This window comes from Streptomyces sp. NPDC005402 (assembly GCF_040606575.1).
Lineage (GTDB): Bacteria > Actinomycetota > Actinomycetes > Streptomycetales > Streptomycetaceae > Streptomyces.
Map to the genome: position 1 here is coordinate 1 of NZ_JBEXFB010000049.1, position 14,752 is coordinate 14,752.

Annotated in this window: 17 protein-coding genes and 1 pseudogene; 4 read left to right on the forward strand and 14 right to left on the reverse strand. The window is 68.3% G+C overall.

The window, feature by feature from the left end; all coding sequences use genetic code 11:
• Positions 1–248: 248 nt before the first annotated feature.
• Together ABZT02_RS44300 and ABZT02_RS44305 are read right to left on the reverse strand one after the other, a co-directional pair.
• A complete protein-coding gene (locus tag ABZT02_RS44300; protein WP_356028777.1) occupies positions 249–1,247 on the reverse strand; it encodes a YdcF family protein in 999 nt (332 codons plus the stop codon).
• A 203-nt stretch (positions 1,248–1,450) separates the two neighbouring features.
• A complete protein-coding gene (locus ABZT02_RS44305; protein ID WP_356028779.1) occupies positions 1,451–2,113 on the reverse strand; it encodes a DUF3732 domain-containing protein in 663 nt (220 codons plus the stop codon).
• A gap of 28 nt (positions 2,114–2,141) precedes the next feature.
• Here ABZT02_RS44305 and ABZT02_RS44310 point away from each other — a divergent pair, with 28 nt between their 5' ends.
• Positions 2,142–3,143, forward strand: a complete 1,002-nt coding sequence (locus ABZT02_RS44310) for a hypothetical protein (RefSeq protein ID WP_356028782.1) — start codon at positions 2,142–2,144, stop codon at positions 3,141–3,143.
• 47 nt (positions 3,144–3,190) lie between these two features.
• On the opposite strand, the gene ABZT02_RS44315 is transcribed toward ABZT02_RS44310, so the two are convergent.
• Both ABZT02_RS44315 and ABZT02_RS44320 read right to left on the reverse strand, forming a co-directional pair.
• Positions 3,191–4,093: an NAD-dependent epimerase/dehydratase family protein gene (locus ABZT02_RS44315; protein WP_356028785.1), complete on the reverse strand. Its 903-nt coding sequence runs from the start codon at positions 4,091–4,093 to the stop codon at positions 3,191–3,193.
• Between the two features lie 28 nt (positions 4,094–4,121).
• Positions 4,122–4,526 carry a Dabb family protein gene (locus ABZT02_RS44320; RefSeq protein WP_356028787.1) on the reverse strand — a complete coding sequence of 135 codons (405 nt, stop codon included), beginning with the start codon at positions 4,524–4,526 and terminating at the stop codon, positions 4,122–4,124.
• Positions 4,527–4,648: 122 nt separating this feature from the next.
• Here ABZT02_RS44320 and ABZT02_RS44325 point away from each other — a divergent pair, with 122 nt between their 5' ends.
• Positions 4,649–5,266 carry a TetR/AcrR family transcriptional regulator gene (locus ABZT02_RS44325; RefSeq protein WP_356028790.1) on the forward strand — a complete coding sequence of 206 codons (618 nt, stop codon included), beginning with the start codon at positions 4,649–4,651 and terminating at the stop codon, positions 5,264–5,266.
• A 169-nt stretch (positions 5,267–5,435) separates the two neighbouring features.
• Here ABZT02_RS44325 and ABZT02_RS44330 read toward each other — a convergent pair whose 3' ends face one another.
• The gene (locus tag ABZT02_RS44330; protein ID WP_356028842.1) at positions 5,436–7,847 is read right to left on the reverse strand and encodes an Orn/Lys/Arg decarboxylase N-terminal domain-containing protein; all 2,412 of its coding nucleotides are present in this window, start codon (positions 7,845–7,847) and stop codon (positions 5,436–5,438) included.
• A 651-nt stretch (positions 7,848–8,498) separates the two neighbouring features.
• Here ABZT02_RS44330 and ABZT02_RS44335 point away from each other — a divergent pair.
• Entirely contained in the window at positions 8,499–8,669 is a 171-nt protein-coding gene (locus ABZT02_RS44335) for a hypothetical protein (RefSeq protein ID WP_356028845.1), read from the forward strand.
• 252 nt (positions 8,670–8,921) lie between these two features.
• On the opposite strand, the pseudogene ABZT02_RS44340 reads toward ABZT02_RS44335, so the two are convergent.
• From ABZT02_RS44340 to ABZT02_RS44380, 9 genes and pseudogenes are all read right to left on the reverse strand, one after another.
• Positions 8,922–9,065, reverse strand: a pseudogene (locus tag ABZT02_RS44340) (peptidoglycan-binding domain-containing protein); the annotation flags it as partial.
• Positions 9,066–9,116: 51 nt separating this feature from the next.
• Positions 9,117–9,359: a hypothetical protein gene (locus ABZT02_RS44345; RefSeq protein ID WP_356028792.1), complete on the reverse strand. Its 243-nt coding sequence runs from the start codon at positions 9,357–9,359 to the stop codon at positions 9,117–9,119.
• Entirely contained in the window at positions 9,359–9,637 is a 279-nt protein-coding gene (locus tag ABZT02_RS44350) for a hypothetical protein (RefSeq protein ID WP_356028795.1), read from the reverse strand. Before ABZT02_RS44350 ends, ABZT02_RS44345 begins: the two co-directional genes overlap by 1 nt.
• A 20-nt stretch (positions 9,638–9,657) precedes the next feature.
• A complete protein-coding gene (locus ABZT02_RS44355) occupies positions 9,658–9,987 on the reverse strand; it encodes a hypothetical protein (RefSeq protein WP_356028797.1) in 330 nt (109 codons plus the stop codon).
• Between the two features lie 237 nt (positions 9,988–10,224).
• The gene (locus ABZT02_RS44360; RefSeq protein ID WP_356028800.1) at positions 10,225–10,905 is read right to left on the reverse strand and encodes a peptidoglycan DD-metalloendopeptidase family protein; all 681 of its coding nucleotides are present in this window, start codon (positions 10,903–10,905) and stop codon (positions 10,225–10,227) included.
• A gap of 24 nt (positions 10,906–10,929) precedes the next feature.
• Complete coding sequence (locus tag ABZT02_RS44365; RefSeq protein ID WP_356028802.1) at positions 10,930–12,456, reverse strand: alpha/beta fold hydrolase; 1,527 nt, start codon at positions 12,454–12,456, stop codon at positions 10,930–10,932.
• A 13-nt stretch (positions 12,457–12,469) separates the two neighbouring features.
• On the reverse strand, positions 12,470–13,138 hold the full coding sequence (locus tag ABZT02_RS44370) for an SH3 domain-containing protein (protein WP_356028805.1): 669 nt from the start codon (positions 13,136–13,138) through the stop codon (positions 12,470–12,472).
• A gap of 37 nt (positions 13,139–13,175) precedes the next feature.
• Positions 13,176–13,655 carry a hypothetical protein gene (locus ABZT02_RS44375; RefSeq protein WP_356028808.1) on the reverse strand — a complete coding sequence of 160 codons (480 nt, stop codon included), beginning with the start codon at positions 13,653–13,655 and terminating at the stop codon, positions 13,176–13,178.
• Between the two features lie 106 nt (positions 13,656–13,761).
• Complete coding sequence (locus ABZT02_RS44380) at positions 13,762–14,184, reverse strand: bacterial transcriptional activator domain-containing protein (protein WP_356028810.1); 423 nt, start codon at positions 14,182–14,184, stop codon at positions 13,762–13,764.
• Positions 14,185–14,361: 177 nt separating this feature from the next.
• On the opposite strand from ABZT02_RS44380, the gene ABZT02_RS44385 reads away from it, so the two are divergent.
• A complete protein-coding gene (locus ABZT02_RS44385) occupies positions 14,362–14,598 on the forward strand; it encodes a hypothetical protein (RefSeq protein ID WP_356028813.1) in 237 nt (78 codons plus the stop codon).
• The last annotated feature ends 154 nt before the right edge of the window (positions 14,599–14,752 follow it).

Here is a 14,752-nt window from a genome sequence, read left to right on the forward strand (position 1 = left end):
AACGCCGCCCGTAATCGGTTCACTTCATGCGTGTCCACACTTTCAACATGCTCTTGATCAGCACAAACGTATAGACCTAACGAAGCACTACTAGTTGAAGCGGCACCTGGGGGTGACCGACGCGCTGCTGATCGAGGCGGTTGACGATGGTCGCGCACGCCGAGGCGTCCTGACGCGAGCAAGACTCCGGGAACGGACCTCGACGGCGGCGAACCATTGGGCCGGCGCCTGACCGGGGCGCCGACGCTTCAGTGCTCGAAGACCGCCGTCGCCACCGGCACGGCCAGCAGCAGGCTGAGTCCGACCAGGGGGAAGCGGTCCAGCCACAGGATGGCGGCGAATTCGCGCAGTGTCGCGGCCAGCCAATAGGCGGGGGAGGTTGGCGCGCCCACGACGTGCACGGGCACGCCAGCGCGGCGGGCCAACAAAGTCGTGCGGTAGACGTGGAAGCCGCTGGTGACCACCGTGGCACGGTGGTCGGGCGTGGTGCCGTCCACAAGGGCCGCGCTGAAGCAGAGGTTCTGCCCGGTGTTGACGGAGCGGTCTTCCCGCACGACCCGGTCGGCGGGAACTCCGCGTCCGCGCAGATAGTCGGCCATCGCGTCCGCCTCGGAGCGGACCTCGTCGTCGCCTTGGCCGCCCGAGACGACGAACACCACACGAGGCGTGTCCGGTGTGCGGGCGGCGTCGATCGCGAGGGCGCGTTCGAGCCTGCGGGTCAGCAGCGGGCCGGGCCGGTCGCCGTTGAGCCCGGCGCCCAGGACGACGAGATGGGTGGTTTCCGGTAGGGGGGTGCTACGGCCCCGGACGAACACGTAGCCGGCGAAGACGAGGAAGAGCAGAGTGAGGTATCCCGCGGCCGCGTTCACCGCGACCAGGAGGGCACCGAACGTCTCGCCGCCGACCGCGTGGAAGACCGCGTCGAGGCCGAGCACCGCCAGCACCGCGCAGCCGGCGGCCCCGGTCGCCAGCAGGGCTGCCTCCGGTCCGTAGCGCCGGACCAAAAGGACGCCGTCGGCCAGCAGCAGCAGGCCCAGCGCGAGCGCCAGGAGCAGGGCGGCGACGGCGAGGACGGTGGCTATGGTCGGGTGGGCTGCCGCACTGCGACCGGCCACGCCGAGTCCGGCAGAGGTCACCGCGAGGCAGAACAGGACGGCGGTGGAGAACCGGTGCGGTGCCAGCAGGGCGTTGACGACGCCGCCCGCGGCGAACATGACCGCGGCGAGGTACTCCGGGTACTCCGGCATGTGCCGCACCCCTCCGCTCTCGCGCCCGCTGCCCGTATCCACCCGCCTCTCGCCGCCCGCAGGTTCTGGACCCGGTACGGACGGCTGCCGGCCATCCTCCCAGACCTGCTGTGGTGCGCCGAACGCGGGCAGCGGTGGTGCGTTCGGCGGGACCGGCATGTCGTGCCGGTGGTGCTGCCCAGCGGCCGCGCAGGACGCTCTGGCTACGGGGTGAGGTTGTCGTTTAGCCAGGTGGTTGGAATGAGCTTTTCGCCGTTGCGCCAGTTGTAGCGGACGGAGTCCTGGTACCAGTCGTGGGGCAGGTCCGCGTGGTCGCTGACGATCATCTGGAAGTTCGGCGAGAGCTCCCTGACGACCTGATGCAGGAGTTCGAAGAGGCGGGTGACGGTCACTCGGACTTCGTCCAGGGCGATGTCCTCCAGCCGTCCGCGCTGTTTGGCCATGTCGGAGGGGTAGTAGGGCTGGGTCGGCTGGTCGAGCATGAGGAAGCGGAGTACGGGGCTGCTGTTCGCGACGAAATACTGGTGGAGGGTGAGATGCACGGCCACGTGGTAGCCGACGTGGTTCTTGCCGCTGCCCATGCGGAGCAGTTCGGTGATGCCCTCGATAGTGTCGGCGACGCTGGTGAGCTTTTTGAGGTCCAGACGCACCAAGCGGTCGCCGTGTTCGAGTTTCAGTGTTCTGGCGTGGCCGGTCATTTTGCCGCTGAGGTAGCTGAGGCCGTGGGTGAGTTTGTCGTCGATGGTCTCGGTGTCGAGCACTATGAGGGTCCGGGAGCTGTCCCGGGACAGCGCAAGCGTCTTGCCCGCGACGATCCCGCCGACCCGTTCCGGCCGGAAGTTCTGTTGGCCGCCCTGCGGCTGCAAACAGTTTTCGTCCCTTTGGGCGACGACGGTGAGCCTGACTCGACCCGGGGCCGTCAGCACCCTGGCGCAAGCGGACGCGGCCAGTGGCAAGGCTGTGTGCGACAGCCGGGTCGACCCGGGCGGCAAGCTGGCCGCTCTGCCTTTGCTGAAGCCCCGTCGCTCGGACGTCTTTGACGGAACAGAGAAAGACTCCTCCGCAGTGGTCGGCGTCACCGAGACGGTGAGCGTCCAACTGGGCAGGGTCAAGACGGCTGTATCCGGTATCGACTTCGTCGATGATCTACCGGATGAACCGCGCGAGCTGCTGCACGCTACGGTCATGCCGGTGCGGCTTGCCTACCGGGTGACCGACTCGCGCGGACGTGACATCCGGCTGGACGGCCCCGCCCTGTTCCGCAGTATCCAGAAGCACTTCCATGGGCCTGAACACTTGGGACACCCGCCCGCGGAAGCAGAGAGGCTGGTGGCCGAAGACACGTACGCCGCACTTTGGCGGGCCATCGAAGAGGGCGCATTCGAGAAACCGACTGCCGAGTCCGGACCTGGCGCAGTGACGTGGTCCGTCCCCTTGCTGGACGCGGTGTGTAGCGGTGAGCCGCTGGATGCCCTCGCGGAACTCGGCCTACCGACGACCTGGCAGGGCCGTGTTGCCGCGGTGATGCTTGTCTTCGGCGACGGACCAGAGAGAGCGATCATCGGGCGGGTTCTCAAGTCGAGGCCGCAGGGCGGACTGTACAACGACCGCTTGGACGAGCGTCGCCTGTCGCTCTTGCGCGAGTGGACCTTCGGGGAGACCCCTGTCAACCGCCGCGCATTCGAGCAGATCGAGGCCAAGGCGGTCTTCGAGGACCCTCTGCGCTCCTGGAACGGCAACACGGACGAGCTCGTGGAGCTCGTGCGGACAGGACAGGCCACCCCCACCGTGACGGCACTGTTCGAGGTACTGGCCACCACAGCGGCTGGTCGCAACGGCATGCAGATCGTCGACAGGGTGAACTTCGACGGCCGGCTGTCCGCAGCACGTCAGTAACCCCAATAGCCCCAGTCACACCGCTCGTTTGACAGAACCGCCGGAGTTCAGCTCACCTCATTGCGGACGGCCGTGTCGAGGTCGGTGGCGGTCAGGCGGAAGGTGTCGGCCGTCTCCGTCGCGTCCATGTGGAACGGCGCGTACCACTGGTAGTCCATCTCGGCCATCTCACGGGCGATGGGCACGATCAGCCCGGCTGTACGCGTCACGGAGCGCGGTATCTGGATCAGTTTGACCGGTGGCCGGCCCGCTGCGACGGCGTAGCGCCGCGCCAGCTCGCGGATGGTGACGGCCGGCGGCGACGGCACGTGCCAGGGCCGGCCCCACGCGCGTTCTTCCGGGGCCAGCGTCACCAGGGCCTGTGCCATGTCGCCGTTGAAGGTGAAGGTGTGCGGCATGTCCAGGTGGCCGGTGATCCAGGCCGCTTTTCCCTTCTGCAGGGCCGACTTGATGAGCAGGGAGTAGATGCCGTTGGCGTCCTTGCCGATGTAGTCGGAGCCGCGGACCTCGACGGTGCGGATCCCTCCGGCGAGAGCCTGTTCCCACATGCGTCTGCGCAGACGGCCCTTGTGCCCGACGGCGGCCATGGGGGTGTGTTCGTTCATCCGGCCACCGGGCTGCGGGCCGTAGGCGTAAAGGCTGCCGGTCAGCGCGAGGACGGCATCGTTCGCCTCGGCGGCGGCGATGGCCGCCGTCTGCAGGGGCGGCAACAGGCGCTCCCACATCGTGTACGAGGGCGGATTGGCGCAGTGGTAGATCACTTCCGCGCCGCGGGACAGCTCGGTCAGGCGGGACGGGTCGGACGCGTCTGCGGCGACCCGGTCGATCAGCCGGTGCTCGGGGCCGGAGCCGCTGCGGGTGATGATCCGGACGCTCTGGCCGCGCTCGGCGAGCAGACGGGCGACGTTGGTACCGATGGAACCGGCGCCTATGACGACGTGCTTACCCATGGCGTTTTCTCCTTCTCCGGGATCGCGGTCAGGCGTCCACGCCGGAGCCGATGTAGGTGGGAACGGCGGCGAGCATTCCGGCGATCCGCGGGTTGAGCTCGTTGCGGCGCCGGTGCAGTTTCTGGATCTTGGCGTTCAGGTCAGGGTCGTCGTCGTCACTGACGTCGAAGATCTCCAGACGTTCGACCAGGTTCAGTCCCAGGCGGTCGGTCTGGGAGGTGGTCGGGTGCGTCAGGTAGGCGAAATGCCCGTCGCGGTTTTCGACGACGAATACCGCGCTGTACGTGTAGTCGCCGCCGTGGTCGCGGCCGACGATGCAGGACTTGATGGCGGGGTTCGACCGGCCCTGGTCGCGCCGGCTTTCCAGCGCCGCCTCAATCTGCTCGGGCGTCGCGGTGGCCTTCATCGTGACCGGGTTGATGTGGTAAATCATGACCTGCTCCAGGAGCCTAACGTCGTTAGATTTCTTAACGGCGTTAACTATGGTGTGGTTTTCGGCGCGGTCAAGGGGGATGACTAGGGTTCTAGGACACCACCGAAGCGAAGTGACGAACGATGTCGACCAGCACGAGACGAGCCCGCGAACGGGCGAGCACCCGGGAGCGGATCATCCAGGCCGCGCTGCACGTCCTCGAGACCGAGGGCGTCACGGCCCTGACGATCCGGCGCATCGCCACCGACGTCGAATATTCCGCACCCGTCGTCTACCAGCACTTCGCCAACAAGGACGCGCTCGTACTGGAGTTGATCGCGCACGGCCACCGCCTGATGCTGACCGCGTTTCGCCAAGTCGCGCAGGAGCCCGACACGGACCGGCGCATGACGCGCATCGCGTCGGAGTACGTCCGGTTCGCCGGCGAGCACCCCCACCTCTACCAGGTCATGAACGACCCGGTAGTCGACGCGGACGAACGCCGACGCGTCGTGCAACCGGCCATCGACGTCCTCAAGGAGTTGCTCACCACCTGGTCGGCCGCACACGGCGTGGTCCTGGCCGATCCGGACCAGGCTTGCGAGATCCTCTGGGGCACGCTGTACGGCATCGCGTCGCTCAGCTACCTCGGCAATGTAGGCAACGATCGCGCCCGCCGCCTCGCCGAACAGGCGCTCCACGCGATCCTTCTCGGCTGGCGAACCGAGGCACCGGCGAACGGTCGGACGGCGAGCAGGTAGTGCTGCAGCAGCGTTTCGCTATCTGGCCTGGGCCGAGGCGTCGTCGGGAGTGCAGTGGGCTGATGGCATGTCCGGGGCGGTCTTGCGGGACCGCCGCGGTCCCATCGCCTGCAAGATGGTCCCCCCCCGTCTCAATGAGTGGCTGCGACCAGCACTTTCCCCACAGACCTTAACCGGCACGCCCAGGCGAGTGCCCCGGCCGCTGCTCCGCACCCTGGATCAGGCACTCGATCAGGTAGTCGCCCGTGCCCTCGTCGATGATCACGCCGTGGGTCTCGCTGCGGAAGCCGGGGAAGCGGCGGTCGAAGGACTCCAGAGCGGTGAGATAGCGCAGCAATGGGCCGTCGAGTGCGCCGACTGACTCGCCTGGCATCAGGACCGGGATACCCGGTGGGGTGACCGTCACCATGGCGGCCGCCACCCGGCCCGCCGCCTCCGAGATCCGGACCCGTTCGGTGTCCCCCCGCACCAGCCGCTGGTAACAGTGCTGAGGGGGCGCCACGGGCTGCGGGAGCTGCTGGAAGGCCGTGTCCAGAAGCTCCACCAGGCGCACCGAGCGCAGTTGCTCGTGCATCTCCTGGCATAGCCCGCGCAAGGTCAGGCCCGCGTACCGGCGGGGATGCGCGGCGACGGCCTCCGAGAGGACGCGCTCCAGTGGAGCGTCCGCGTCGTAGAAGGCCTTGAAATCCGTCAGGGCGTCCAGCAGGGTGCCCCACTTGCCCTTGGTGATGCCCATGGAGAACAGGATCAGCGTGGTGTAACTGTCGGTCTTCTCCACCACAATCTTCCGGGTGGCCAGATAGGCGGTGAGCACCCGGGCCGGAATGCCCTCCTCGGCCATCTCGCCGGTGGCGCTGATGCCTGGACAGGTCAGCGTGACCTTGACGGGGTCCAACATGCAGTGGCCCTCGGTCAGTCCGGGGAAACCGTGCCAGTCGGCGCCGGGCTCCAGCAGCCAGCAGGACTGCTCGGTGCGCAGCAGTTCCGGCGGGGCTTCCTCGAACGGGGGCCGTTCGCCGGTCAGCGGGTCGGTGACCGTGTCCGGCTGCCACACCCCGAAGAACCACGGCGGCCGGTCCCCGGCGCTCTCGATCCGCCGTCGCAGGCGCACCATCTCCTGACGGAAGCGGATCGCCTCGGTCACCGCCTCGTCGATCAGCCACTCGCCCTGCGGGCCGTCCATCATCGCCGTCGCCACGTCGAGCGAGGCGATCATGGGGTAGAGGGGCGAGGTGGTGCCGTGCATCATCAGCGCCTCGTTGAACCGGTCATGCTCCACCGGGGCTCGCGGTGCGGATCGCACGTGCACCATCGCACCCTGCGACAGCGCCGCCAGCAGCTTGTGCGTGGACTGGGTGGCGAACACGGTCGGGCGGTCCTGGCCCGGGAAGGCCTCCTCGTCCACCGACATGCCGTAACGGCCTGCGTAAAGCGGGTGGAAACGGGCGTACGCGAACCACGCCTCGTCGAAGTGCAATCGCGGCGTGCTGGCGGCGAACGCGCGAGCGGTGGGCACGGCGTCGTAACTGAGGCCGTCGTAGGTGGAGTTGGTGAACACCGCGTACTGCGGGTGCGGGGACACCGCGCCCTCGGTGAGCGGGTTCGCGGCGATCCTGGCCGCCACCGCGTCCGCGGCGATCTCGGCCGGGGGCAGCGGTCCCGCCAGCCCGTAGCCGTTGCGGGTCGGGACCATGTAGACCGGCCGGGCGCCCGACACGACCAGGCCGTGCAGCACGGACTTGTGGCAGTTGCGGTCCACCAGCGCGATCTCGTCGCGGGTGACGCTGAAGTGGCCGACCAGACGGTTGCACGTGGAGTCGCCGTGCAGCACGAAGTAGGTGAGTTCGGAGCCGAACACACGGGCCGCGTTGCGTTCCGCCTCGCCGATCGGGCCGGTGTGCTCGAACAGCGAGCCCAGTTCCTCGACCGAGATCGACAGGTCGCTGCGCAGCAGCCGCTCCCCGAAGTAGTCGTGGAAGGCGCGTCCCGCCGGCGACTTGAGGAAGGCGACACCGCCGGAGTGGGCCGGGGTGTGCCAGGAGTATTCGTGGGCGTCGTCGAAGCGGCGCAGTGCCCGGAAGAACGGGGGAAGCACTGATTCCCGGTAGGCGCGGGCGGCGGTGGTGATGCGGCCCGCGATGAAGCCCGGAGTGTCCTCCAGCGGCCAGACGTAGCCCACGACGGACTCGGACACCCACAGTGGCAGGTCCCCCAGGCCCTCGTCGGCCATCACCAAGAAGACCGGCAGGTCCTTGAAACGGCGGCCGATCCGGCGCAACACGGCACTGCCGCCCGGCGTCCCGTCGAGGGTGCGGCCCGGCAGGGCGAATGGGCGGGCCGGCGCGGCGAGCGCGGTGCCGGGCCCGTCACCGGAGACTCCGGGAAGGTCCCAGGCCACCAGCGCGGCAGCCAGACCAGCCTCGGTGCGCAGTACAGCGTCCGCGTCCTCCGCCGTGACCGCCCACCGGACTTCGAAGCCGCCTGCCTCGATCGCGTCCCGGATCATCCGTAACTGCTGGGGTCCGGCGCCCTCACCCTGAGGGTGTTCCGGTACCGCGATCAGGATCCTGCTGTCGGCCATGCGCTCTCCCGCCCTCCTCGGCGGCGCCCGGCCGCACCATGCCAGTGTCCTGGTGGCGCACCGGGCAGAACGGCGGCCAGCTCGGCAAACCACCGCCATGGCGTAAACCGCCGTCCCGATGTTGACTTGCAACAGGGCCAGTTCCGCACCCCGGCCGTCGAGGCCCGTCGAAGGTATGGACGTCGCTCGCTGCGGGTTTCGCCGGTGATGAGACGACGCCACCCCGGACCGCCTGTTCGATCCGGCCGGTGGCGTGGACAGCTGCCGGTCGGCGGGCGCTGCACCCGACCACGCGCAAGACTTCACTTCTCCGCAGGGCGCGGCCTGGCGGGGGATCGCGAGGCCGCCGTAACGGCCGAGCGCCGGGATGGGCGGGGCGAACCCACGTCGCACGTGGTCCCCGCCCGCCTCCATCAGACCTCGCCTGGTATCGGTCAGGAGGGCCTGGTCGCCGTTACGGCGGTGACGGTGTCGTCGCATTCGGTGAACTGCCCGTCGTGCAGGTCCAGTTGGTGTGCTCCAGACCCCGGCAGTCGGACGACCATCGTGGGATACAGCACGGGCGCTGAACCGGACACGCAGGATCTGTCGGTCTCTCCCTGCATCTGGCCGCGTCAGCTTCCCTGGGGCCCCTCGAGGACGCAGGTCCGTGTGGACACGTTGGTGAACTCGACGGTGGCTGCCCCGGTCCCCGCGCCGGGTGCAGAGGACGTAGGTCGGGATGCGGAGGGCGTCGAGGGGCGGGAGGGCGTGGAGGAACTGGAGGCGGGGCAGCCGGGCTTCCCCGAGCGCCGGGCGTGGGGGAGGGGGCAGCTGAGCTGACGGCTCCGGACGCTGTGGCACCGTCGCATGTGGTGTCCGCCCCGCCCCACCGGGCTGGCATCCCGCCGTCGCTACGCCACCGCCGCCGACGCCACGATGCTTCGATCTGTACCCAATGCGCTTGCGTGACCCCACCGCGACAGGACCGAGTGCCAGATCCTGAAGAGGGAGATCAACGCCCGGGCGGCTAGCCCGCGGCTCGCCACGCGCGGGGGAGGGCGAGGGCGACGGCCTCTGAACCTGCCACGTCTGGTGGCCCACGATGCCGTCCGCCGTGAGGCCGTTGTTCGTCTGGAACCACCGCGTCGCCGCCGCGCTGTGAGGGCCGAACTCGCCGTCGACGTCCAGCGGTGGACTCCAGCCGAGTTCGTTCAGCCGCCGTTGGATGTTCTTCACGCCTTCCGCGACGGTCCCCGTCTTGGCGAAGGGCTGGTCGGCTTCCAGGCGTTACTCGCGGCTCGGGTGGTCGGTCACCCATTGCGCCAGGTCGTCGGGCAGATCGTCCGGACCGTGCTCCTCGCCGCTGCGCCATCCCTCCTCTCGCTGGATCTCCTGGGCGAAGGCGGTTCTCTGGCTGTCGTCGAGTTCGGCGAGTGTGGTGTCGGTGCCGACGTGCAAGGCGTCGGCGATCCGTTGTGCGTATACCTGCGGGTCGTTCGCGCCGTGCCCGGCGGGAGCGTAGGCCCGCATCACGTAGAGCACCGTCTTGCGCCGCGGTGTTCGAGGTATCGGCGGACGGCCGTGAAACCCGTGGCCTCGTCCGGGAAGATGGCGAATATGTCGTTGTGCCTTCCGGCGTGGGCGCCGTATCGCTCCGCCTCGCCGGAGCTGATGATGTTCCCCGGATTCTGGTCGTTCCACGACGCGGTCCCGCCGGTGCGCGTCACTTCCTCAAAAAAGACATGGCCGATGCCGAGAATGCTGACGACGTCGCCAGGTTCCACGTCGGATACGTCGGTCCAGCCCATGGTGTCGTCCCGATGGAAAGTCAGATGCGGAAGTGGTGCTCGGCCGCGGGTGTGTACCGTACGAGGCCGACGGGATGGGGGATCCTGGAGGACGTCACCGACTGGAACGCCCCTTCGCCCGCCTCCGCGAAGGACTCGGACACCGTGCCGTGCCAGTAGCCGGCGTCGGCGAGCGGACCGTCCGTCGGCTGCGGGGGAGAACCGGAAGGGGACAGGGCGACCTGCAGGTACAGCCGGTCCACGCCCTTCTCCGCGCAGACCTGGGCGAGCAGAGTGCCGACCAGGCCGTCCTCGTCGTCGCTGCGGGGAGCGACCTGCGCCAGGACCGCCCGCAACGGCAGTTCGTCCACGCAGGGCCGGCTCTGCGCGTACTGCGCACTTTGCGGAAGTCGTTCGCCGCTGCCCCCGGGTCCGTACGGGCCAGTGGCCCCCTCACCGGGATCGCGCTCGACGGCCCCGTCGACGTGTGCCCACGCCAGCCCTCGCGCCGCCCGTCGGCGTTGCCCGCCACGGCGCCCTAAGCCAACCCCGGCTGCGCGGGGGCCCGGTAGGGGGCGCGCTGGGCCATCGCGTTTCTCCGTAGGGCGTCACCAGTTGGGCTTCGCGACGCTGCCGTAGGACCAACTGGAGCCCTTCGACATCTCGAAGTGCAGATGCGGTCCCGTCGCGTTGCCCGTGGCGCCGACCTTGCCGAGCTGCTGTCCAGCGGTGACCTTCTGACCGCCCTTCACCTGGCGCTGTGAGAGATGGCAGTAGGTGTAGACATGGCCGTTGTCGGCATGCAGGCCGATCCACTGGCCGTACGCCCCGCCGTTGCCGTTCGACCAGGCGACAGTGCCGTTGCGCACGGCGACCACGGGCGCGCCCGTGTTGGCGGCGAAGTCCTCGCCCGTGTGGCGACCGACGCCATCGGGCTTCCATGCGTAGGGGCCGCGTGCGAAGAACGCGAAGGTCACCTTGTGGTGCGGTACCGGAGAGGGGACCCGCCCGTTTCCGCCGACGGGTGCGGCGTGGGCGCAGTTGACGGCGAAGTGGGCGTGGTGGCCGAGGGTGGTGAGGGAGGTGCAGCCGGGGATGCCGTCGGCGTCGTGGCCGGTGAAGCCCTGGGCGCGTTGTTCGGCGCGGTAGGCGGCCTTGGTCTGTTCGCCGAAGAAGCCGGTGGGGCCGCCGGGGATGGGGTGGCCGCGGGCGATCAGGGCCTTCTGCACGGTTCGGATGTCCTCGTTGGTCTCACCGAACCGGACTCTGGACAGGGCGACGGTGACCATGACGGCTCGCCTCCTTTCGTGTCGTCAGTCCCAGGGGGTGACAGTGAGCCGGATCCGCGCGTCCTCCCCGAGGATCGGGGCGGCGGTGGCGGGCAGTTCGATGTGGTGGACCCAGACACCGTCAGCGGGGTTCTCGTCGCCGAGGGTGCTGCCGCCGTCGGGCCGGTAGTCGCTGATCGGGCCCTTGATGGTCGAGTTCCAGGTGGCCCGGAGCACGGGAATGGCGGCCGGGTCGTCGCCGCCACCCACGTCGACGACGAGAATGTCGTCGAAGTCGGCGGTCTGCTCAAGGTGGTCGTTGAAGCTCAGCAGCCCGTCATGACGGTGCAGCGACAGAATGCGCAGGTGCAGCGCGTACCGCATGGTGCCCGAATCGCCGGTCCGCAGGCCGCTGTTGAGGAAGGTGTCCACCAACGGGACGCACGTCTCGCCGTCGTCGGTACCCGTCGGGCTCTCGGACAACTGGATGGGGCACCACTGGGCGCTGGTCCGTTCGTGCGTGACGATCTGCAGGCCGCGCACCGACAGACGTGCCTCTGCCTGCCAGGTCGTGGTGTTGCGTTCCACCAGGTGGAAGTCGACGAGTTCCGCATTCACCTCGCAGTCCCCGAACAGGAAGCGCCGCAAATTCTGGTAGCCCTCTTCGGAGTTGACGAGTCCGTAGGATCCGCTGTGGCTGCGGTGCACATGTGCCTGGTGCGCGCCGGGGACGTAGGCGTTGTCGATCTGCACCAGACCGTCGCTACGGGGCCCGACCGTGGCGGACGACAGACCGTGCGCCACCTCGTAGTCGGTCGGGTCGGTGCCGATCAGGCAGAAGACCCGGCCGAGCGGGAAGGCGAACGGCCGGTCGGGCGGCATCGCGCGGGCGTCCCAGGACTGCGGCGGTCCGTCGGGATCGGTGAGGGCCTTCGGAGTGAGGTAGTGGTACATCCGTTCCGGGCCGAAGATGTCCGCGCCGTTGATGCCGGTGACGTCACGCAGTCGCTCCAGCACGCCGAAGCCGACGTCGAAGGCGATGCCGCCGTGGGGGGTACCGTAGGTGAACAGCTTGCCCACGTAGTCGGCCGGATCATGGCCGAGATCCGGGATGATCTTCTGGATGAGGCAGCGGCACACCAGCCCGCCCATGGAGTGGGCGACCAGGTGGACCCCGGGTGCCCCGGACTTCTCCTTGAGGGTCTCGATCAGGGTCAGCAGGTCCTGCGCGGCGGTCTCCAGCCGGAACTCGTGAGGGCCGGCTCCCCAGGTGCTCGCGGATGTGTCGTAGAAGCGGTGAATCCAGATGGAGTCCGGTGGAATCGTCTCGTGGGTGGCCAGGTAGAGCTCCTGGCCACCGTCCACGAGGATGTGGTAGCCCTCGTCCAGGTGCAGCCGCAGCAGGGGGCTCTCGAACTGATAGAAGGAAGGTTCGTCGTCCGCTCCGATACGGATGTGGGTGGAGCCCTCGTTGAACCCGTAGAAGGGGTCCGTCACGGCCTTGTCGATGCCGGAGGTGTTGCCGGCGTATCCCCGGACATAGACGATGGGCAGTTTCGCGGCCGGTGCCATGCTCTCCTCCAGATCAGCATTCGCCCACAGCCGGAAGCCATGCGGCGGGGTGGTCGATAAAGATGTTGGACACGTATCCGCCGAGCCGGGGGATGAAGGACCAGGCATCGTTGACATGGCCTGCGGTGCTGACCGTGTCGCCCCTGGTCTGACACTGCACCGTCACCTGTGTCGGGCCGGGCAGCACGGTCACGACCGGAGCGTCGAGGCGGGGCTCCGCCCGGACGTTGACTCCGGTGCCCCAGGTGACGAAGTCGGTGGTCGTGACGTCACCCCCGCCGTCCGGGGTCTCCCCGAGAACGGGCGGCTTCCAGTCCTGTGGGTCGTCGCAGAGCGGATCGGCCACCACCGACAGATGGAAGTGCTTCTCGTGCGGGTTGGCCCCGTCGTACGGTCCCCACTGCCAGTCATTGCGAGTGGCGATCCGACGGTTGGCTATGACGTACTTGATCCGCGGGTCGCGGCTGTCCGGCAGTTGGTCGGCGACCTCCTGGATGTCGAGGCCGTGGGCGGGGTCGTGGGTGAAGTCGCGTGCGGTGACGATCCCTGGTCCGTACCAGGGATTGTGGTCGCTGTCGCGTGTCTGGTGGGCGGCGTCGCCGATGCCGCCGTCGGAGAGTCTGCCGCGTTCCGAAAAGCGTGCGTCGAGCTGACGCAGAAGGGTCTCCAGGCTGGCTGCCACGCGCCACGACATGGTGACCTCCGAGTGGAGTCGGTGTTCAGTCGACGTGGTACTGGACGTAGTAGTACGAGCTTTCCTCCTCGGAGTGGGCGAGCTTCGAGGGGCTGCCGCCGCCCTGCTCGCCCTCACTGATGGTGACGGAGCCCAGCAGGTCGTCGGCCGAGACGTCGTCCTGGTCCCACAGGAACAACTCCTGGGAACCGTCCGCGGTGAGCTGGATCCCGAGGGGAATCTGTGCGCCGGCGGCGGCGGAGAACGTCGAGTCACCCGGCCACACCGCGTGGTCCGCTCCGGCATCGGGATCGGTGGTGACGTACAGATCGTCCGGCTCCTCGTCGAGGGCGGACTGGATCATCTGGCCCACGTCCTGGTTACCGGTCAGTCGCTGCACGAGAGCGGCGCCCGGCAGGTTGTAGACCGGCTGCAGAATGCTGTCGATCACTCCCGAGAGGGAGAAGTCGGTCGAGGTCGACGGCCTCAGGCACACGATCTCGTCGATGGTCGCCGTGGCGGTCATGTGGTCCTCCGTTCGCGTCGAAGGTCCCGCGAACGAGGCTACGAACGACGCGTCAGCGCGCTGTCAGCCTGTCGTCAGTCTCCCGTCATCACCTTCGCGTCTTCCTTCACCGGAAGAGGACGATCCCGTGCTGAGCCAGCATCCGCGTGAACTGAGGGGACGGTTCGACGCCCAGTTCCTCGCGCAGCAGCTGTCGGAACGAGCGGTATTGACGGACCGCCTCGATGAGATTGCCCTCTGCGAGGTGCGCCGCCACCGCGGCCCGGTGCGCGCTCTCCCGCAGCGGCTCCGAGCGTACGCTCGCCCAGGCCACCTCCAGAGCCAATGCCGACTTCCCCTCCCGTACGAGGGTCTCGGCCAGGGAGTCGAGCGCATGCAGACGCAACTGCCGCAGACGTTCGCGCTCCAGCAGCACCCACTCCTCGTCCCAGCCGGGCAGCAGCTCCTCCGTGCCGATCAGTCCCGGCGGGAGCCGGGCGTCGAACGGGCGGGCGCAGCCCTGGACGACATCGAATGCCGTCTCGATCAAGGTGTGAACGTCGACATGCAGGGCTGTCCCGGTTGACAGTGAGTCTCCGCAGCACCGGATCAGTGCCTGATCACAGCGGGGCAGCTTCCACAGGGTGGTGCGCAGACTGCCCCTGGCGTGCTCTTCCGTGACCTCTGGCCACAGCGTCCCAGCCAGGACGGTGCGGGACACACGCCGGTGCAGTCCGACGAACGCCAGCAAACGCTGGCCGTTGCGGCTCAGTTCGACAGGCTTGGCGTCATACTCAAGCCGGAACTGGCCGAGAAGACGCAAAAGGGGAGGGGACGTCACCTTGATCGCCTCGCTCGCCATGACCCGGGCAGCCTCTTGGGAGCCCTCACCATCAATTTCAGCCGGTGCGACCAGAGCATGCAACTCATGCACCAGCGCGTCGGTCAGAGCGTAAACCGTTGAACAGTCATCTCAACTGGTTGCCGCTGAAACTATATCCGGCCGAAGAAATCGGAATTGCGGGTTTGCGGACCGACGGGACCGGGATCAGACTCGATACAAGGGGCGGTGACAGGTTTCAGGCTAGGCCCATGCACGGTCCCTCACCATCGGACGG